At 60.0% G+C, this 19540-nt stretch carries 17 protein-coding genes and 1 pseudogene; 17 read left to right on the top strand and 1 reads right to left on the bottom strand.

Features of this window, described 5'->3' with window-relative positions:
* Positions 1 to 201 precede the first annotated feature (201 nt).
* The 14 genes from flhA to BVK86_RS24685 all read left to right on the top strand — a co-directional run bounded on the left by flhA (position 202) and on the right by BVK86_RS24685 (position 14562).
* On the top strand, positions 202 to 2331 hold the full coding sequence (gene flhA, locus BVK86_RS24750; RefSeq protein WP_075948881.1) for a flagellar biosynthesis protein FlhA: 2130 nt from the start codon (positions 202 to 204) through the stop codon (positions 2329 to 2331).
* Positions 2332 to 2342: 11 nt separating this feature from the next.
* Positions 2343 to 3668, top strand: a complete 1326-nt coding sequence (flhF, locus tag BVK86_RS24745; RefSeq protein WP_075948880.1) for a flagellar biosynthesis GTPase FlhF — start codon at positions 2343 to 2345, stop codon at positions 3666 to 3668.
* Between the two features lie 116 nt (positions 3669 to 3784).
* Positions 3785 to 4615, top strand: coding sequence for a flagellar synthesis regulator FleN (gene fleN, locus BVK86_RS24740; protein WP_008001746.1), 831 nt, complete (start codon positions 3785 to 3787; stop codon positions 4613 to 4615).
* Positions 4612 to 5352: an RNA polymerase sigma factor FliA gene (gene fliA, locus BVK86_RS24735; RefSeq protein ID WP_007894214.1), complete on the top strand. Its 741-nt coding sequence runs from the start codon at positions 4612 to 4614 to the stop codon at positions 5350 to 5352. Before fleN ends, fliA begins: the two co-directional genes overlap by 4 nt.
* Positions 5353 to 5518: 166 nt before the next feature.
* Entirely contained in the window at positions 5519 to 5890 is a 372-nt protein-coding gene (locus tag BVK86_RS24730; protein ID WP_003183998.1) for a chemotaxis response regulator CheY, read from the top strand.
* A gap of 19 nt (positions 5891 to 5909) precedes the next feature.
* Positions 5910 to 6698: a protein phosphatase CheZ gene (locus tag BVK86_RS24725; protein WP_075948879.1), complete on the top strand. Its 789-nt coding sequence runs from the start codon at positions 5910 to 5912 to the stop codon at positions 6696 to 6698.
* 54 nt (positions 6699 to 6752) lie between these two features.
* Complete coding sequence (locus BVK86_RS24720) at positions 6753 to 9020, top strand: chemotaxis protein CheA (protein ID WP_075948878.1); 2268 nt, start codon at positions 6753 to 6755, stop codon at positions 9018 to 9020.
* A 49-nt stretch (positions 9021 to 9069) separates the two neighbouring features.
* Positions 9070 to 10200: a protein-glutamate methylesterase/protein-glutamine glutaminase gene (locus BVK86_RS24715; protein WP_075948877.1), complete on the top strand. Its 1131-nt coding sequence runs from the start codon at positions 9070 to 9072 to the stop codon at positions 10198 to 10200.
* The gene (locus BVK86_RS24710) at positions 10200 to 10940 is read left to right on the top strand and encodes a flagellar motor protein (RefSeq protein ID WP_075948876.1); all 741 of its coding nucleotides are present in this window, start codon (positions 10200 to 10202) and stop codon (positions 10938 to 10940) included. The genes BVK86_RS24715 and BVK86_RS24710 overlap by 1 nt, the downstream gene beginning before the upstream one ends.
* A gap of 12 nt (positions 10941 to 10952) precedes the next feature.
* Positions 10953 to 11843 (top strand): flagellar motor protein MotD, encoded by an 891-nt coding sequence (gene motD, locus BVK86_RS24705; protein ID WP_075948875.1) that lies wholly within the window; start codon positions 10953 to 10955, stop codon positions 11841 to 11843.
* Between the two features lie 40 nt (positions 11844 to 11883).
* Complete coding sequence (locus BVK86_RS24700; protein ID WP_056853002.1) at positions 11884 to 12672, top strand: ParA family protein; 789 nt, start codon at positions 11884 to 11886, stop codon at positions 12670 to 12672.
* 1 nt (position 12673) lies between these two features.
* Positions 12674 to 13642 carry a CheW domain-containing protein gene (locus BVK86_RS24695; RefSeq protein ID WP_075948874.1) on the top strand — a complete coding sequence of 323 codons (969 nt, stop codon included), beginning with the start codon at positions 12674 to 12676 and terminating at the stop codon, positions 13640 to 13642.
* A gap of 41 nt (positions 13643 to 13683) precedes the next feature.
* Positions 13684 to 14169 (top strand): chemotaxis protein CheW, encoded by a 486-nt coding sequence (locus BVK86_RS24690; protein ID WP_007980742.1) that lies wholly within the window; start codon positions 13684 to 13686, stop codon positions 14167 to 14169.
* The gene (locus BVK86_RS24685; protein WP_075948873.1) at positions 14170 to 14562 is read left to right on the top strand and encodes a DUF2802 domain-containing protein; all 393 of its coding nucleotides are present in this window, start codon (positions 14170 to 14172) and stop codon (positions 14560 to 14562) included.
* A gap of 133 nt (positions 14563 to 14695) precedes the next feature.
* On the opposite strand, the pseudogene BVK86_RS24680 reads toward BVK86_RS24685, so the two are convergent.
* Positions 14696 to 14818, bottom strand: a pseudogene (locus BVK86_RS24680) (EscU/YscU/HrcU family type III secretion system export apparatus switch protein); the annotation flags it as partial.
* Between the two features lie 319 nt (positions 14819 to 15137).
* Between BVK86_RS24680 and BVK86_RS24675 the strand changes: the two are divergent.
* Genes BVK86_RS24675 through BVK86_RS24665 form a run of 3 tightly spaced genes read left to right on the top strand, consistent with a single transcriptional unit; the run spans position 15138 to position 19393 of the window.
* The gene (locus BVK86_RS24675; protein ID WP_075948943.1) at positions 15138 to 15392 is read left to right on the top strand and encodes a PAAR domain-containing protein; all 255 of its coding nucleotides are present in this window, start codon (positions 15138 to 15140) and stop codon (positions 15390 to 15392) included.
* A 54-nt stretch (positions 15393 to 15446) separates the two neighbouring features.
* On the top strand, positions 15447 to 16481 hold the full coding sequence (locus BVK86_RS24670) for a hypothetical protein (protein WP_231977854.1): 1035 nt from the start codon (positions 15447 to 15449) through the stop codon (positions 16479 to 16481).
* 35 nt (positions 16482 to 16516) lie between these two features.
* Positions 16517 to 19393 (top strand): type VI secretion system Vgr family protein, encoded by a 2877-nt coding sequence (locus BVK86_RS24665; protein WP_075948871.1) that lies wholly within the window; start codon positions 16517 to 16519, stop codon positions 19391 to 19393.
* Positions 19394 to 19540 lie beyond the last annotated feature (147 nt).

Here is a 19540-nt window from a genome sequence, read left to right as displayed (position 1 = left end):
CTGCGCAGGTGCCGGAGTGGGGTACTAGCAGAACTGATAGTCCGTGAGCGTCGCTCCTTTTCACGGCCATTAAGGCCGACCCATATCCCCCTGAAAAAACGATCTATTTCTCCCCTGCAAAAGTTGGAAGGCTTCTTGCAGTAGCCGCCCCGAGCCTGCTTCAGGCGTCAAAAGTTTGCTTCAAAGGAACGGGGAATACCGGTGGATCGCTCTCAGTTAATCAACAGTGCCCGCACGAACATGGCAGACCTCAGTCGAGGCAATCTGGGCGTGCCGCTGTTGCTGCTGGTCATGTTGGCAATGATGATGTTGCCCATTCCGCCGTTCCTGCTCGATGTGTTCTTCACCTTCAACATCGCCCTGTCCATTGTCGTGCTGCTGGTTTGCGTCTACGCCTTGCGGCCGCTGGATTTCGCGGTGTTCCCGACCATTCTGCTGGTGGCGACGCTGTTGCGACTGGCGTTGAACGTGGCTTCGACGCGGGTGGTGATGCTCCACGGTCAGGATGGCCACGCCGCTGCCGGTAAGGTGATCCAGGCGTTCGGTGAGGTGGTGATCGGCGGTAACTACGTGGTTGGTATCGTGGTGTTCGCGATTTTGATGATCATCAACTTCGTCGTGGTGACCAAGGGGGCCGGGCGGATTTCCGAGGTGAGCGCGCGCTTCACCCTCGATGCGATGCCCGGCAAACAGATGGCCATCGACGCTGATCTCAACGCTGGCCTGATCGACCAGAACCAGGCCAAGGCCCGTCGTACGGAAGTGGCCCAGGAAGCCGAGTTCTACGGCTCCATGGACGGTGCCAGCAAATTCGTGCGCGGTGACGCCATCGCCGGCTTGCTGATTCTGTTCATCAACCTGATCGGCGGCATGGCTGTCGGTATCTTCCAGCACAACATGTCGTTCGCTGACGCCGGCAAGGTCTACGCCTTGCTGACCATCGGTGACGGTTTGGTGGCGCAATTGCCATCACTGCTGTTGTCCACCGCTGCCGCGATCATGGTGACCCGTGCTTCCGGTTCCGAAGACATGGGCAAGCAGATCAATCGCCAGATGTTCGCCTCGCCCAAGGCGCTGGCGGTCTCCGCGGGTTTGATGGCAGTGATGGGCCTGGTGCCCGGCATGCCGCATTTCTCGTTCCTGAGCATGGCCGCGCTGGCGGCGGGTGGTGCCTACCTGTTCTGGCGCAAGCAGAACATCGTCAAGGTCCAGGCCCTGCAAGAGGTCAAGCGTCAACAAGAGTTGCTGCCATCGCCGGCCCGCGCCCAGGAAACCAAGGAGTTGGGCTGGGATGACGTGACGCCGATCGACATGATCGGCCTGGAAGTCGGCTACCGCCTGATTCCATTGGTGGACCGCAACCAGGGGGGGCAATTGCTGGCGCGGATCAAGGGGGTGCGCAAGAAGCTGTCCCAGGATCTGGGCTTCCTGATGCCCACCGTGCACATCCGAGACAACCTCGACCTGGCGCCGAGTGCCTATCGGCTGACCCTGATGGGGGTGATCCTGGCCGAAGCCGAGATTTACCCGGATCGCGAACTGGCGATCAACCCGGGACAGGTCTACGGCACACTCAACGGCATTACCGCCAAAGATCCGGCTTTCGGCCTGGAGGCGGTCTGGATCGAAATCAGTCAACGTGCCCAGGCACAATCTCTTGGCTATACAGTGGTCGATGCCAGTACAGTAGTGGCCACGCACCTGAACCAGATTCTGTACAAGCACTCCAGCGAGCTGATCGGGCACGAAGAAGTGCAGCAATTGATGCAATTGCTGGCGAAAAACTCGCCGAAACTGGCTGAAGAGCTGGTGCCGGGTGTGTTGTCGCTGTCGCAACTGCTCAAGGTGCTGCAAGCGCTGCTGGCCGAACAGGTGCCGGTGCGTGACATTCGAAGTATTGCCGAAGCCATCGCTAACAATGCTTCCAAGAGTCAAGATACTGCCGCATTGGTGGCCGCTGTGCGCGTCGGCGTAAGCCGCGCAATCGTCCAAAGCATTGTAGGCACTGACTCCGAGCTGCCAGTTATCACGCTGGAGCCAAGGTTGGAACAAATATTGCTCAATAGTCTGCAGAAGGCAGGACAAGGCTCGGAAGAGGGCGTTCTGCTGGAGCCAAGCATGGCTGAAAAGCTGCAACGCTCGCTGATCGATGCGGCGCAGCGCCAGGAGATGCAAGGTCAACCGGTGATTCTGCTGGTGGCCGGTCCGGTACGCGCGATGCTCTCGCGATTTGGCCGGCTGGCAGTCCCGGGTTTGCACGTGTTGGCTTATCAGGAAATTCCTGACAACAAGCAAGTGACCATCGTTGCGACAGTAGGGCCCAACGGCTGAGGTAGTGGTTTATGCAAGTTAAGCGTTTTTTCGCCGCCGATATGCGTCAGGCCATGAAACTGGTTCGTGATGAGCTGGGCGCTGATGCGGCCATCATCGGCAACCGCCGCATTGCCGGTGGCGTCGAGCTGACGGCTGCTCTGGATTACAAGCTGTCGGCGCTGGCGCCACGCGTGCCGAACATGGAGCTCGAAGACGAGCTGCGCAAGACCCAGTCGCGCATCGTCACCGCCCAGGCCGAGTTGAGCCTGCGCAGCGACGGCGAAAGCGACAACGCCACCAATCGCCAGTTGTTCGCCGGTTTGCCGCTCACCGCAGCCGAGCCGCTGATCGAGCCGACCTACGCCGAGCCTCGCCGCCCTGCGCCAGCGCAGGCTCCGGCGGCCGCGATGGATTCCCGGGTATTTGACTCCATGCGTTTCGAGCTCAACAGCCTGCGCGAGCTGATGGAAGTACAGCTGGGCTCCCTGGCGTGGAATCAGCTGCAAGGCAGCAGCCCGGGCCAGGCCAACCTCTGGCGTCGTTTGCAACGTATCGGTTTGTCCGGGCCGTTGTCGCGCGACCTGCTGGCGCTGATCTCCGAGATTCAAGAACCCCGTCAGGCCTGGCGCATGTTGCTGGCGCACCTGGCGCGGATGATTGCCACGCCGGAAATCGAGCCGCTGGAAGAGGGCGGGGTGATTGCCATGGTCGGCCCTGCCGGCATGGGCAAGACCACCACCCTGGCCAAGCTGGCTGCCCGTTACGTGCTCAAGTACGGCGCGCAGAATATCGCGCTGGTGAGCATGGACAGCTACCGCATCGGTGCCCAGGAACAGCTCAAGACCCTCGGTCGGATTCTCAATGTCCCGGTGACCCACGTCGACCCGGGGCAATCGCTGGTGCAGGCGCTGGAACCTCTGCTGCGCAAGCGTGTGGTGCTGATCGATACCGCCGGCCTTCAGGCCAGCGATCCGGCTCTGCGCATGCAGCTCGAAAGCCTGGCCGGACGAGGCATAAAATCAAAAAATTATCTGGTTCTGGCAACCACCAGCCAGAAACAGGTTCTAACCGCCGCTTATCACAGTTACAAGCGCTGCGGGCTTGCTGGCTGCATCCTGACTAAACTGGATGAAACGGCAAGTCTGGGCGAGGTGTTGAGCCTGGCCATCAGCCATGAATTGCCGGTGGCCTACCTGACGGATGGCCCGCGGATTCCGGATGATTTGCATCTGCCGCGTCGTCATCAACTGGTCAGCCGCGCCGTCAGCGTGCAAATGCAGGAAGAACCCAGCGAAGAAGCCATGGCTGACATGTTCGCTGATATCTACCACAGCCCCACCAAGCAGGTAGGCTGAGGTAACAATGAATAGTTTTTGTACCTACATCGATGGTCTGCCATGCATTGTTCGGTTTACGAACGCGCAGCCAGTAATGTGGCCTCCGTCTATGCAAGACAAGGTAAAGAAATAACATGGGCAGCATGCATCCCGTACAGGTGATCGCGGTGACCGGCGGCAAAGGTGGCGTCGGGAAAACTAACGTGTCAGTGAACTTGTCCCTGGCTTTGGCTGAACTGGGCCGGCGCGTCATGTTGCTTGACGCCGACCTGGGGCTGGCGAACGTCGACGTTCTGCTGGGCCTGACACCCAAACGTACCCTGGCCGACGTGATTGAAGGTCGCTGCGAGCTGCGCGACGTCCTGTTGCAGGGCCCAGGCGGTATCCGCATCGTTCCGGCCGCGTCCGGCACCCAGAGCATGGTTCACTTGAGCCCGGCGCAACACGCCGGCCTGATCCAGGCCTTCAGCGACATCGGCGACAACCTCGACGTGCTGGTGATTGACACCGCTGCGGGTATCGGTGACTCGGTAGTCAGTTTTGTCCGTGCGGCCCAGGAGGTGTTGCTGGTGGTCTGCGACGAGCCGACCTCCATCACCGACGCCTACGCCCTGATCAAACTGCTTAATCGCGACTACGGCATGAACCGCTTCCGTGTCCTGGCCAACATGGCCCAGAGCCCGCAGGAAGGGCGCAACCTGTTCGCCAAGTTGACCAAAGTCACGGATCGCTTCCTCGACGTCGCCCTGCAATACGTCGGCGCCGTGCCTTATGACGAAAGCGTGCGCAAGGCCGTGCAAAAACAACGCGCCGTTTACGAAGCGTTCCCACGCTCCAAGTGCTCGCTGGCCTTCAAGGCGATCGCGCAGAAGGTCGACACCTGGCCGCTGCCCGCCAACCCGCGCGGGCATCTGGAGTTCTTCGTCGAGCGCCTCGTGCAACAAACGGCAGGACCCGTGCTATGACAGCCAGCGGCTACAACCTCTACAAGAAATCGGCGCGCGATGCGCAGTACGAGCTGATCGAGCGTTACGCGCCGCTGGTCAAACGCATTGCCTACCACTTGCTGGCGCGTCTGCCGGCCAGTGTCCAGGTCGAAGACTTGATCCAGGCCGGGATGATCGGCCTGTTGGAAGTCTCGACCAAATACGACGCCAGCAAAGGCGCCAGTTTCGAGACGTACGCGGGCATCCGCATTCGCGGCGCCATGCTCGATGAAGTGCGCAAAGGTGACTGGGCGCCACGCTCGGTCCACCGCAATACCCGAATGGTCAGCGACGCCATCCGCTCGATTGAAGCTAAAACCGGCCGTGACGCTAAAGATCACGAAGTTGCGGCCGAACTCCAATTGAGTCTCGACGATTACTACGGGATTTTGAACGACACCCTGGGCAGCCGTTTATTCAGTTTCGACGACCTCTTGCAGGACGGCGAACACGAAGGGCTGCATGAGGATGGTGCGAGTGCTCATCTCGAGCCGTCACGCGATCTGGAAGATGAACGCTTCCAGGCAGCGCTGGCGGACGCGATTGCCAATTTGCCGGAGCGTGAGCGACTGGTGTTGGCGCTGTACTACGACGAAGAGTTGAATCTCAAGGAAATCGGTGAGGTCCTGGGGGTCAGCGAATCTCGGGTCAGCCAGTTACATAGCCAGTGCGCGGCCCGTTTGCGGGGGCGTTTGGGAGAGTGGCGAGCGCGCTGAAGGCAGTGTGGGGGCACTGCGACGTGGCTGGGGGGGTGATGAACCGCGCCGGTCTCGCTTCGTTGCACTCCAGACAGTCATCGAGTGCTTTGCCAGATTGATTGAAATGGCGCGTCCAGGTGCTGGGCGCGTTTTAGTCTGCTTGGAGGTCGAATTGGACAAGAACATGAAAATCCTCATCGTTGATGACTTCTCAACGATGCGGCGGATCATAAAAAACCTGTTGCGTGACCTTGGGTTCACCAACACGGTCGAGGCCGACGATGGCACTACCGCCATTCCGGTACTCAACAGCGGGAGCATCGACTTTCTGGTGACCGACTGGAACATGCCTGGCATGACCGGTATCGATCTGCTGCGCCACGTGCGTGCCGATGAAAAGCTCAAGCACCTGCCAGTGCTGATGGTGACCGCTGAAGCCAAGCGCGAGCAAATCATCGAAGCGGCCCAGGCCGGTGTAAACGGCTATGTGGTCAAACCCTTCACGGCCCAGGCGTTGAAAGAAAAAATCGAGAAGATTTTCGAACGCATCGGTTGAACTGCGCCACGGGGGAGCTATGGGGCATAACGAATCTTCGCAGGGCGATTTTGAATCGACCCTGAAAAAACACGCCGTCGAACTGGTCGCGAGCCTTGAAAAAGGCAGGTTTGGCGATGCTGTGCAATTGATCCATGAGCTCAACCAGACCCGTGACCGCGGCCTGTATCAGGAAGTGGGCAAGCTCACCCGCGAGCTGCATAGCGCGATCGTCAATTTTCAGATTGACCCGCACATGCCGCAAGCCGAGGAGGTGTCACAGATCACCGACGCCACCGAGCGTCTGGGCTATGTGGTCAAGCTGACCGAGGCCGCGGCCAACCGCACCATGGACCTGGTGGAAAACGCCACGCCGCTGGTCAACAGCCTGGCCGACGAAGCCCAGGCCTTGAGCACGGATTGGGGGCGGTTCATGCGTCGCGAAGTCGGCGCTGAAGAGTTCCGCGAACTGGCCCGGCGCGTCGACGGGTTCCTGGCACGCAGCAGCACAGACAACCGTGCCGTGTCGGGCAACCTCAACGACATCCTGCTGGCCCAGGATTATCAGGACCTCACAGGTCAAGTGATCAAGCGTGTGACCCAACTGGTCACCGAAGTTGAAAGCAACCTGCTCAAGCTCGTACTCATGGCCAGTCAGGTGGACCGCTTTGCGGGCATCGAACATGACCGTGAAGCGATGCTTGCAGAAAAAGATCCACAAAAACATCTCTCTCAGGGTGAAGGTCCGCAGATTCATGCCGATAAAAGAGAAGACGTTGTGTCCGGTCAGGACGATGTGGACGATTTGTTATCCAGCCTGGGATTTTAGCGTTTTAGAATTTTAGGTTTTTTGGGTTTTTAGACCTGTAGGAGCACACCATTAATGAGCTTCGGCGCCGATGAAGAGATCCTTCAGGATTTCCTGGTTGAGGCCGGCGAGATTCTAGAGCAACTGTCCGAGCAACTGGTCGAGCTGGAAAGCCGGCCGGATGATGCGGATTTGCTCAATGCAATTTTTCGCGGTTTCCACACTGTAAAAGGGGGCGCCGGCTTCCTCCAGCTCAACGAGCTGGTGGAGTGCTGCCACATCGCCGAGAACGTGTTCGACATCCTGCGCAAGGGTGAGCGTCGCGTTGACTCGGAATTGATGGACGTGGTTCTTGAAGCGCTGGACGCAGTGAACAGCATGTTCAGCGAAGTCCGCGAACGCAGCCCGATCACGGCTGCCACACCAGAATTGCTCGCGGCGCTGGCCCGTCTGGCCGAGCCGCAATCGGCCGACGAGGTTGCACCTGCGCCTGTCGCCCACGTGGTTGAAGAACCTGCCGCTGAAAGCGAGTCGGGTGATATCACCGACAATGAATTCGAACAACTGCTGGACTCGCTGAACGCCGTCAAGGCCCAGGCCGAGGCGCCGACGGCTACTCCGGTACCGGCTGGCGATGCGGCGGCCAGCGACGAAATCACCGACGCCGAGTTCGAGTCGTTGCTCGACCAGTTGCACGGTAAAGGCCAGTTCGCCGTTGATGCCGTTGCACCGGCTGCCCCTGCCGCGCCGCAGGCTCCGAAAGCGGCGGGCGACAGCTCGGACATCACCGACGACGAATTTGAAGCACTGCTCGACCAGCTGCACGGCAAGGGTAACTTTGCCGTTGATGCGCTGGAATCGGCCATCGCTTCGGTGCCGACTCCTGCCGCGCCAACCGCTGCGGCGGCCGGCAGCGACCTGATCACCGATCACGAATTCGAATCGCTGCTCGACGAGCTGCACGGCAAAGGCAAGTTCACTGAAGTGGGCGCGACCGCAGGAACGGCAACCGCTGCCAGCGCAGCGGTTGCGGCGCCTGTCGCCAAGGCTGCGGCACCGAAACCGGTGGCCAAGGCCCCTGAGCCGAAAGCCGAAACACCGGCACCTGCCGCTGCTGCACCGGCTCCGGCCCGTGCCCCGGCCGCGCCACCGGCGGAAAAACCGGCCAGCGAAGCCGAGACCACCGTGCGGGTCGACACCGCTCGCCTGGACGAAATCATGAACATGGTGGGCGAACTGGTGCTGGTGCGTAACCGCCTGGTCCGACTCGGTGCCAACAGCGCCGACGAAGCCATGTCCAAAGCCGTGTCCAACCTTGACGTGGTCACGGCCGACCTGCAAACAGCGGTCATGAAGACCCGGATGCAACCGATCAAGAAGGTCTTCGGGCGCTTCCCGCGTCTGGTTCGCGACCTGGCTCGCCAGCTCAAGAAAGAGATCAACCTGGAACTGGTCGGCGAAGAAACCGACCTCGACAAGAACCTCGTCGAGGCCCTTGCCGACCCGTTGGTCCACTTGGTGCGCAACGCGGTCGACCACGGTATCGAATCGCCGGAAGAACGCGAAGCATCGGGCAAGGCCCGTGGCGGCAAGGTGATCCTGGCCGCAGAGCAGGAAGGCGACCACATCCTGCTGTCGATCTCCGATGACGGCAAAGGCATGGACCCGAACGTCCTGCGTTCCATCGCGGTGAAACGCGGTGTGATGGACAAGGATGCAGCCGATCGCCTGAGCGACACCGAGTGCTACAACCTGATCTTTGCACCGGGCTTCTCGACCAAGACCGAGATCTCCGACGTGTCGGGTCGTGGCGTGGGCATGGACGTGGTGAAAACCAAGATTTCCCAGCTCAACGGTTCGATCAACATTTTCTCGGCCAAGGGCCAGGGATCGAAGATCGTCATCAAGGTGCCGTTGACCCTGGCAATCATGCCGACGCTGATGGTCATGCTCGGCAACCAGGCGTTCGCGTTCCCGCTGGTGAACGTCAACGAAATCTTCCACCTCGACCTGTCGACCACCAACGTCGTGGACGGTCAGGAAGTGGTGATCGTGCGGGACAAGGCACTGCCATTGTTCTACCTCAAGCGCTGGCTGGTCAGCTCGGCCGCTCACGAAGAGCAGCGCGAAGGCCATGTGGTGATCCTTTCGGTGGGCACCCAGCGGATCGGCTTCGTCGTCGATCAACTGGTGGGCCAGGAAGAAGTCGTCATCAAGCCATTGGGCAAAATGCTCCAGGGAACCCCGGGCATGTCGGGCGCCACCATCACCGGTGACGGTCGCATTGCGCTGATTCTCGATGTTCCGAGCATGCTCAAGCGTTACGCCGCACGGCGTATTTGATTCTGGTGGAGCGGGGCGACTGAGCCTCGCTCCGTCTAACGGAGTGTTTATGGCAGTCAAAGTCCTGGTGGTGGATGATTCGGGGTTTTTCCGCCGCCGCGTCTCGGAAATTCTTTCAGCGGATTCGAATATCCAGGTCGTCGGCACGGCGACCAACGGAAAAGAGGCGATCGATCAGGCACTGGCCCTCAAGCCGGACGTGATCACCATGGACTACGAGATGCCCATGATGGACGGCATCACGGCGGTGCGGCACATCATGCAGCGCTGCCCGACCCCGGTCTTGATGTTTTCCTCGCTGACCCACGAAGGCGCCCGGGTGACCCTCGATGCGCTGGACGCCGGCGCGGTGGACTTCCTGCCGAAGAATTTCGAAGACATCTCGCGCAATCCCGAGAAGGTCAAGCAACTGCTGTGCGAAAAGATCCTGAGCATCTCGCGCAGCAATCGTCGCGTCAGCACATATAGCGCACCGGCCCCTGTGGCCGCTCCCGCTCCGACACCTGCGCCTTCGAGCGTCGGCAGTTACGGCAGCAGTGCGCCTGTACGCCCGGCGCCGACACCTATTGCGCCGCGTCCCCCTGTGCCGACGGCATCGTCGCCCGCGCCGAAACGCAAAGCCTACAAACTGGTGGCCATCGGCACGTCCACGGGCGGTCCGGTTGCCTTGCAGCGGGTCCTGACCCAGTTGCCGGCCAACTTTCCGGCACCGATCGTACTGATCCAGCACATGCCCGCCGCCTTCACCAAGGCGTTCGCCGAGCGTCTGGACAAGCTGTGCCGCATCAGCGTCAAGGAAGCCGAGGATGGCGACATCCTGCGCCCAGGTTTGGCCCTGCTTGCACCGGGCGGCAAGCAAATGATGATCGACGGCCGTGGCGCGGTGAAAATCCTGCCGGGCGACGAACGTTTGAATTACAAACCGTGTGTCGATATCACCTTCGGTTCGGCGGCCAAGTCCTACGGTGACAAAGTTCTGGCGGTCGTGTTGACCGGCATGGGCGCCGACGGTCGCGAAGGCGCGCGCCTGCTCAAGCAGGGCGGCAGTTCGATCTGGGCACAGGATGAAGCCAGTTGTGTGATCTACGGCATGCCGATGGCCATCGTCAAAGCTGAACTCGCCGACGCGGTGTACAGCCTGGACGATATCGGCCGGCACATCGTCGAGGCGTGTATCTGATGGATGTTCTGAGCCTTATCGGCATCATCATGGCGTTCGTCGCGATCATCGGCGGCAACTACCTCGAAGGCGGTCATCTCGGTGCACTGGCCAACGGCCCGGCGGCCTTGATCGTACTCGGCGGGACCATCGGCGCGGCCCTGCTGCAATCACCGATGAGCGCCTTCAAGCGTGCCATGCAGATTCTGGCGTGGATTCTGTTTCCGCCGCGTGTCGATCTGGCCGGTGGCATCGATCGCGTCGTCAACTGGAGCCTGACGGCACGCAAGGAAGGCTTGCTGGGCCTGGAAGGGGTCGCTGACGCCGAATCCGACAATTACTCGCGCAAGGGCCTGCAATTGTTGGTAGACGGCGCCGAGCCGGAAGCGATCCGCAGCATTCTCGAAGTGGATTTCTACACCCAGGAAAGCCGCGATATCGAGGCTGCCAAAGTCTTTGAGAGCATGGGCGGTTACGCGCCGACCATCGGTATCATCGGTGCGGTCATGGGCCTGATTCATGTCATGGGCAACCTCGCTGATCCATCGCAACTGGGCAGCGGTATCGCCGTGGCGTTCGTCGCCACCATCTACGGTGTGGCCAGTGCCAACCTGGTGCTGCTGCCGATTGCCGCCAAACTCAAATCCATTGCGTTGCGCCAATCGCGTTATCGCGAAATGTTGTTGGAAGGGATCCTGTCGATCGCCGAAGGTGAAAACCCACGCTCCATTGAGTTGAAGCTGCAAGGCTTCATGGACTAAGGGAATAACCTCATGGCTCGTCGTCGACATCAGGAAGAACACGTTAACCACGAGCGCTGGCTGGTGTCCTACGCGGATTTCATCACGCTGCTGTTCGCTTTTTTCGTGGTGATGTACTCGATCTCTTCGATCAACGAAGGCAAATACAAAGTCATTTCCGAGGCGCTGATCGGCGTCTTCACCGACTCCGACCGTGCGCTCAAGCCGATTCCGATTGGTGAAGAGCGACCGAAGACCGTGACCCCGGCCAAACCACTGGTCAAGGACAGTGAGCAGGTGGACGCCGGTGTTGCCGGTGCCAGCGATCCCCTGAAAAGCATTGCCGACGACATCAGCGCGGCATTCGGCGATCTGATCCAGTCCAACCAGATGACCGTGCGCGGCAACGAGTTGTGGGTCGAGATCGAACTCAATTCCAGCTTGTTGTTCGGCAGCGGCGATGCCATGCCCAGCGACATCGCCTTCAATATCATCGACAAGGTTGCGGCCATCCTGAAGCCGTTCGACAACCCGATCCACGTCGAAGGTTTTACCGACGATCAGCCGATTCGCACCGCGCAGTACCCGACCAATTGGGAACTGTCATCGGCCCGTTCGGCCAGCATTGTGCGCATGCTGGCGATGCAAGGGGTGAACCCCGGTCGCCTGGCATCGGTGGGCTACGGCGAGTTCCAGCCAGTGGCCAATAACGCCACGGCCGAAGGCCGGGCGCGTAACCGTCGCGTGGTGCTGGTGGTGTCGCGCAATCTCGATGTACGCCGCAGCCTGACCGGTACTGGTACGGCTAATGCGCAACCGGATGCCGCGTTGAAGCGTGCTGGCACACAAACTGCACCGACCCCGGTCAAGTCGCCGGTACGAGAGAGCGCCGTCAATTCTCCGTCACCCGCATTAACACGTTGAGCTATTTCCCGGTTGACACCGACCGGGTGGAACAATCCGAATGAGAGTCTGGGCAGTCGCCAATCAAAAGGGTGGTGTCGGTAAAACCACTTCCTCCATCGCTTTAGCCGGTTTACTGGCCGAGGCGGGCAAGCGCGTGGTCGTGGTCGACCTGGACCCCCATGGCTCGATGACCAGCTATTTCGGTTACGACCCCGATAGCCTCGAGCACAGCAACTACGACCTGTTCCTGCACAAGGGCAACGTTCCCCAGGGTTTGCCGGGCCAGCTGTTGCTGTCGACCAGCGACCCACGCATTTCCCTGTTGCCTTCCAGTACCGCGCTGGCGACCCTTGAGCGCCAGTCGCCGGGGCAGAGCGGCCTGGGCCTGGTGATTGCCAAGAGCCTGGCGCAGTTGTGGCAAGACTTCGATTATGCCGTGATCGACAGCCCGCCGCTGCTGGGCGTGCTGATGGTCAACGCCTTGGCGGCGAGCCAGCAACTGGTGATTCCGGTGCAGACCGAACACCTGGCGGTCAAAGGCCTGGAGCGCATGGTCAACACGTTGGCGATGATCAACCGTTCGCGCAAACAGGCATTGCCGTTCACCATCGTGCCGACCTTGTTCGACCGTCGCACGCAAGCTTCACTCGGCACGCTGCGTGTGCTGAGAGACAAGTTTCCGGAAGAGATCTGGCAAGGCTACATCCCGGTGGACACCCGCCTGCGCGATGCCAGCCGGGCCGGATTGACCCCTTCGCAATTCGACGGCAAGAGCCGTGGCGTCCTCGCTTATCGCGCCCTGCTCAAGCATCTGCTGGCGGCACAACTCGTTCCGCAGGTGGCGTGAGATGAGTCTTGACCGGCCATTGAAGCTCACGTCGCGCCCGCAACTGGCGCTGCAGTCTTACCTGGACAACCTGCTGCAAGAGGTGACCGACGACCTGTTATCGGCGGTTGAAGCGCAGCCTGAGTTGGCCGAAGCCGAAGCCGAAGCCGAAGCGGTAATCGATGAGTTCCAGGCCGCGGTACTTGAAGAGCAGGCCCGTGATGCCGAGCAGGCCAGGCTAGCTGCCGAGCCTGTCGCCAAGGCCGCTGTGCCGGTGGACGTGCCGGCGCCCCTGGCCGTTGCCGTGATGGAAGCGTCCGCACCGATCCTGTCGCCGGTCTCGACCATCGCGCCATTGCTGCAAACACTGGTCACGCCTGTTGCCCAAGTGCAGCACGCGCCGGAGCCGACAGTCGTCGAAGTCCAGCAAGCCCTGGTTGCACCGGTGGTCGAAGTTCATTTGCCGCCCGCCATCACACCGCCACCAGTGGAAACCGACGGTCGTCCATACTGGGCTGCCGAGCCGTTCGAATGCCTGTTGTTCGATGTCGCCGGGTTGACCCTGGCGGTGCCGCTGGTGTGCCTGGGCTCGATTTATTCTTTGGCCGGACACGAGTTGACGCCGTTGTTCGGTCAACCGGAGTGGTTCCTCGGCATTCTGCCGAGCCAGGCCGGCAACCTGAAAGTGCTGGATACCGCACGGTGGGTCATGCCCGACCGTTATCGCGACGATTTCAAGCAAGGCCTGCAATACGTCATTTCCGTCCAGGGCTATGAATGGGGGCTGGCGGTGCATCAGGTCAGCCGCTCGTTGCGTCTGGATCCGAACGAAATCAAGTGGCGCAGTCACCGTGGTCAACGGCCATGGCTGGCGGGCACGGTGATTGAACACATGTGTGCGTTGCTCGACGTTTCCGCGCTGGCCGAGTTGATTGCCAGCGGTGGGGCAAAGCACATGGGCGGCAGCAAGCCGACCCACAAAACTACATAACAGAACAACACCGCTAGGGCGGTTTCTTGAGGGGTCAGGGTATGAATGACAAGGCAACGGCGGCAAAAGGTTCCGAAGATCCGATCCTGCAATGGGTCACCTTCAAGCTGGATAACGAGACCTACGGCATCAACGTGATGCGCGTTCAGGAAGTCCTGCGCTACACCGAAATCGCCCCGGTCCCGGGTGCCCCGAGCTACGTGCTGGGCATTATCAACCTGCGCGGTAACGTGGTCACCGTGATCGACACCCGCCAGCGCTTCGGCCTGATGAATGCCGAGATCAGCGACAACACCCGTATCGTCATCATCGAAGCCGACAAACAAGTCGTCGGGATCATGGTCGACAGCGTGGCCGAAGTGGTTTACCTGCGTCAGTCGGAAATCGAAACCGCGCCGAACGTCGGTAACGAAGAGTCCGCCAAGTTCATTCAAGGCGTGTGCAACAAGAACAACGAACTGCTGATCCTGGTCGAACTGGACAAGATGATGAGCGAAGAAGAATGGTCGGAACTGGAGAGTATCTGATTGATTCTTGAGGTTGCGGTCATTGTCCTGTTCCTGTTTTGGGCAGGCACGTTGGCAATGTTCCTGGCGTACATTCGCGCTCAGAAGCAGATCGCCGCACAACAGGCCCAAGCTGATGCGCTGCGCGATCAGCGCATCAAGGACCTGAACAAGCGTGTTGACGACTATCAGAATGGCAATGTGCGCATGGGTGAAGACCTGCACGAACTGCGCGCGATCGTCGCGCCATTGCCGGACAAACTGGTCCAGCTGGAACAACGCGATCCCACCAGCCTGTCGTTCGCCCAGGCGGCACGACTGGTTGGCATGGGCGCAAGCGTCGACGAACTGACCCAGTCCTGCGGCTTGACCCAGGCTGAGGCGGAGTTGATGAGCAAGCTTCACAAGAACTGATTTTGGCGTACTGGCCGAAATCGCTTTCGCGAGCAGGCTCGCTCCCACAGGGATTCGAGGACGGACACCATATTCGTGTCCACTGAAGATCCATGGTGGGAGCGAGCCTGCTCGCGATGAGGCCTATGAAACCTCAGTAATCATCCCCGCGTTCAGTCACATCCTTCTCGACCATCGGCGCATCCGGATCCTGCCCCGCTGGAAACTTGCCTTTGAGATTCCACGCAAACGCGATGATCTCGGCAATCGTCAAGTAGCGATTCATCACAAAACCCGCCTCGGTTGCCGTTTTCTGATTCTCGGCGTTTTAGTAACGCCTCACTCCAAACCCTCATTCAGACTCGGTCCTAGGACGCAGGCTACACGTCCTAGGACGCGGGCTACATGAATCAAGGAATGGTCCGACTTGTGACACTTCACTGCCATCAGTAACGTTCGGCGGTCGCAATTGCTTACTGTTTTGAGCTGATGCGATGGCGTGGGTGGGATCGATCCCGGGAATTCTCGATCTGCCACGACTTCATTCAATCCTGGCGCGTCTCTTGACCGCCCAGCTTCAAACACGGACGTCCTTCTTGCGCCCCATCATTGTGATCAACGACCCGACCTCTGAAGGAGGACAAGTGCTTGAGGGTTCTCCTTCGACTTTCATCAATGATCTTGCCGTGGCGAGGCTCGGCGATCGCGTTTCCTGTGCCCATGGTGAATGCACCATTGTCAGTGGCGACGAAACCCTGCAGGTCGACGACAGAGCGGTCGCTCGCGAAGGGGATTCAACCGCCTGTGGTGCGACGCTGGTTGCTACGCAGAACGACACCGGTGTTCTCTAAGGGCTAGAGATGACAACCCGCACAAGTATTTACGATCGCATCTCCGAGCGGCGATTGGCCCAGGAGAACAGACAGCGCCAGTTTGAGGCTGTGTTTCCCACGGCCGATTTCAACGCCTCCTGCGCCAGCATGGTCCGGACCTGGATCTGGTTGCCCTATGGCGTCTTTGATTCTCCGTTAGACGCCAGTGAGCTGTCTGGCATGTTTGGTGGCTTCACTCACGATTCACGCCTGATCAATGCGTGCGGCCTGCGTCAACCCATCAGCCGTCTTGCGACCCCCGCTGCGGGTAGACCGGAACTCGGGGCTTTCAATCGCTGCAGCGAGGTTCTCCACGCAGCTTTGAATCAATGGTCAACAGCCTTGCGGGCGTCTATCGACTGGTCCAACACCCAGGTCGTGTTGTTTGTTCCTGATGCAGTGAGTGCCCTCGACTGGTTTGACCGAGTTGTGTACCTCTGGCCGCCTGAACTGTCGCCCATGCGTGGTTTTGACCTACAGATGCAAGCGCCAGCGCAGTGGCTGGCAGCGTTGCCTGGAAGCCGGGCCGCCGCACAATTTCTCCTGTGCCTGAGCGTCGATTCCTGGGCCTGTGAAGAACGAGTAACAGCCTGTGCGGCAGATGAGGTGGCGGGCGAAGCGGTTTGCGCGGTGTTGTTGCGTCGTCAGCCGCAACAGCTGGAACGAACGACCGTGGACTGCCCAACACTGTTCGCGCCGATCAGTCTGGATCACGGCTCGCACAGCTCCCGGGGATGCAACGACACTCAGGCATTTGAACAAATGATGCTGAAACTGGGTGAGCGAACGGGCATCGATCCGACGCGGGTAAACGTGCTGATCGGTGAGAGTGCGCTTGATCGCCAGGGCATCGGCCAGTTGCGTCAATACGCCGGGGATTGCTTGCCTCGTTTGGATCTCAATCAGCCGACTTGCATCAACCCGATTCGCACCCGGTTTGGGACTGTGACACAGCAATGGGTGCAAATAGGCTTTGCCGGACTTATCGCCAGTGCGGACGCTGATTGCGTTGTCTGGTTGCTGGACCGTACTCAGCTCAACCAGCCGCAAGGTTGGCTGATTGGCTGAAACTTCAAGGACAGTTGAAACAGGGAGTTTCAAGAGTGAATTCCATTACTGACATCGCACTGGCTTCGGTTGATCCGTCGCTGAGCCAGGCCGGGCGACTGTTGCACATCACGACGCCGCAGGGACAACAACTGTATGCGCTGCGTGCCCATGCTCAGGAACGATTGGGGCGTGTGCCTCGTTACACGGTCGACGTGATCAACCAATCCACGGCATTCGATCCGGAGCAACTCATCGGTCAAGCGGTGCAATTGAGCATCAAGCTGGATGACGGCAGTCTGAGTCCCCGGCATGGCTGGATAGAAAGCGTGCGTTACCTTGGCAGCGACGGCGCTTTCGAGGATTGGCAACTGGTCTTTGCTCCCTGGTTCAGTCTGCTGGAGCATCGAATGGATTGCAGGATCTGGCAGGAAGTGAGCCTTCCCGACATTTTCGCTCAGGTGTTCCAGCACTACAGCCAGGCGCGTGATGCTTATCGCTTCGAGCTGTCACAGGAATATCCGCGGCTGTCCTATGTCACCCAGTTCAACGAAAGCGATGCCAATTTCGTGCAACGCTGGTGCGAGCAAGAAGGTTTGTTCTGGTATGTGGAACATGAGGTGGACAGGCACTGCATCGTATTTACCGATAATAACTTGCACCTGCCGACGCTTGACCCTGCGACCCTGCGGTTCCATACGCAACACGCAGCAGACCGGCTGGACAGCGTCACTCAGTGGAGCCCCGGTGCCCGGTTGCTCAATGGAGTGGTGCAATCCAGCAGCAACGACTATTTCTCTCATGCCCGAGCACAGTTCACGCAAGTACGCGCTCTGCCTGCGGCATCGGCGCCGCCCGATCTCCAGCGATATCAATATCGGGGGCAATACGCCTGGCAGAATCATGATCGAGGCAACTGGCTCGGCCGGGTGCAGATTGAGCAGGACGAATCAGCGGCCAGGCGCATCCATGGACAAGGTGGCGTGCGACATATGCAACCGGGCCGAGGCTTCGAGCTGACCCAACACCCGTTGTACGCATACAAGACCGGTAAGGACTGCCAGTTCCTGATCATCGCCGTCGAGTTCTATGCCCAAAGCAACCTGCCAATAGGCAAAAATCGACCCCGGCCGCCCGGTAGCCTGAAATCTCCTTTCGAACCTGAGGACGTGCGGACACCGCTTTCCCTGGATAGCGAAGGTTTTTACCTGAACCGGTTTGAGGCCCAGCGTCTGGACGTTGCCTATCGCAGCCCGTTCGATCATGCGAAACCTGCCAATCCGGGCTCGCAGACGGCCGTCGTCGTGACCCCGAGCGGTCGCGAAGTCTTTACCGATAGCCTTAACCGGATTTGCGTGCGCTTCCATTGGGACCGGCTGGTCAAGGATGGCGAGCTGGGCTCATGCTGGTTGCGCATGATGCAGGCCAGCAGTGGCGAGGGCTGGGGCAGTGTGAACGTACCTCGCTCGGGGGAGGAGGTCGTGATCACCTTTCTCGACAATGACATCGACCGACCCTTGGTGATGGGCCAGGTCTACGGAGGACATAAGCCCGCCTGGCACTCCAGTGGTTTGATGAGTGGCTATAGAAGCCAGGAAATCCAGGGGCGTGGGTACAACCAGTGGGTGATGGACGACTCCACCGAACAGGTTCGGACCCAGATTCACAGCAGTCATGGGCACAGCCAGCTGAACCTTGGTTACCTGATCGATCAGCAAGGTAATCAGCGTGGCGCCTTGCGTGGCAGCGGTTTTGAGTTGCGCACGGATGCCTACGGGGCCTTGCGTGCACAACAGGGGTTGTATCTCAGCACATGGCCACGCAACAACGCTCAGGGCGGCCAGCTTGATATTCAGGAAGTCCGCAAGCAACTGACTGACGCACAAGAGCGGGTCAAGGCACTCTCCGGCTTGGCTCAGCAACACAATGCCTTGCCGATGCCGGGAGGCATCGACAGCCTTGATCAACTGAACGCTGACACGCAAATGCGCTACGGCAGCGCAGACAGGGGCCTGGCGAGCAACGACCGGCAACTGCGCAATGGCGGCGACACGGCTGCGGCAATCAGTAGCGGCGGGCGGGGCCAGACGTCTGGCTACCACAAGCCGCTGTTGATCGCCTCGGCCCCTGCCGACATCGTCACAGCGACACCCCAAAATACCCACCTGCACAGCGGCAAGCAGTTGACGCTCTCGACCGGCGAAGACATCAACCTCGCCAGTGGTCAATCGTTACTGGCCAGCGTGGCACACAGCATCAGCCTGTTCGCCCAGGCCGCGGGCGCCAAACTGTTTGCGGCCAAAGGAAAAATCGAAATACAGGCGCAGAGCGAATCCATCGAGCTCACCGCCCAGGACAGCGTGCGCATTACGTCCACGGCCCGTAGCGTCGAGATCGCCGCGCAGGATGAAATCCTTCTCACCAGCGGTGGTGCCTACATCCGTATCAAGGAGGGCAACATCGAAATCCATGCGCCCGGCAGCGTGGACGTCAAGGGCGTGAAAAAAAACTTCAGCGGTCCGGCGCAACTCAATCGCGACAGCCCGGCGTGGCCCACGGCCTCGCTCAGGCAATCGCTCGCGTTGATGGCGGGTCAAAGCAGTGTCGCAGGTTATCAGCCTTGGGCAGGCATGCCTTACAAGGTGTTCGCCGATGGCGCACCGGCGGGGAACGGCGTCATGGATGCCAGCGGCCAAATCGCCGTTGATCATCATGTCACCACCGGCCGTTACCGCATCGAGCTGGCTAACGGGGTCAAGTACAACGTTCCGGTGACCGGCGACTACACGAATGATCCGGACAACGCCGAACGGGCGAATCAGGGTTTTCAACGCCATTCGAGCCAGACACATCCCGAGATCACGCCCCCGGACGACGCCAGTCAGTTCCGCCAGGCCTATACCCAACTGAACTCGCCGAAGCCGGAGGCTTGAAGATGACTATCCCCACGATTACTGTCCCGATCGCCACCAGCAAAACCATGTCATGCCAGCTCAACCTGCCGTGGTTCGTGCAGAACACCGAATACCATCCGGTGCCCGCGACGTTCGAACCGCTGGTGAACGGCGCGCGTGCGTTCG

Source organism: Pseudomonas reinekei (assembly GCF_001945365.1).
Lineage (GTDB): Bacteria > Pseudomonadota > Gammaproteobacteria > Pseudomonadales > Pseudomonadaceae > Aquipseudomonas > Aquipseudomonas reinekei.
The sequence above is the reverse complement of the archived record's forward strand: the minus strand, read 5'-3'. Positions and strand labels throughout refer to the sequence as shown.

Bases quoted from the DNA above. Each gene is read 5' to 3' on its own strand.
- flhF (WP_075948880.1), top strand. From the start codon at position 2,343: ATGCAAGTTAAGCGTTTTTTCGCCGCCGATATGCGTCAGGCCATGAAA.
- motD (WP_075948875.1), top strand. From the start codon at position 10,953: ATGGCTCGTCGTCGACATCAGGAAGAACACGTTAACCACGAGCGCTGG.
- fleN (WP_008001746.1), top strand. From the start codon at position 3,785: ATGGGCAGCATGCATCCCGTACAGGTGATCGCGGTGACCGGCGGCAAA.
- BVK86_RS24710 (WP_075948876.1), top strand. From the start codon at position 10,200: ATGGATGTTCTGAGCCTTATCGGCATCATCATGGCGTTCGTCGCGATC.
- BVK86_RS24715 (WP_075948877.1), top strand. From the start codon at position 9,070: ATGGCAGTCAAAGTCCTGGTGGTGGATGATTCGGGGTTTTTCCGCCGC.
- BVK86_RS24725 (WP_075948879.1), top strand. From the start codon at position 5,910: ATGGGGCATAACGAATCTTCGCAGGGCGATTTTGAATCGACCCTGAAA.
- fliA (WP_007894214.1), top strand. From the start codon at position 4,612: ATGACAGCCAGCGGCTACAACCTCTACAAGAAATCGGCGCGCGATGCG.
- BVK86_RS24720 (WP_075948878.1), top strand. From the start codon at position 6,753: ATGAGCTTCGGCGCCGATGAAGAGATCCTTCAGGATTTCCTGGTTGAG.
- BVK86_RS24700 (WP_056853002.1), top strand. From the start codon at position 11,884: ATGAGAGTCTGGGCAGTCGCCAATCAAAAGGGTGGTGTCGGTAAAACC.
- BVK86_RS24690 (WP_007980742.1), top strand. From the start codon at position 13,684: ATGAATGACAAGGCAACGGCGGCAAAAGGTTCCGAAGATCCGATCCTG.
- BVK86_RS24730 (WP_003183998.1), top strand. From the start codon at position 5,519: ATGAAAATCCTCATCGTTGATGACTTCTCAACGATGCGGCGGATCATA.
- BVK86_RS24695 (WP_075948874.1), top strand. From the start codon at position 12,674: ATGAGTCTTGACCGGCCATTGAAGCTCACGTCGCGCCCGCAACTGGCG.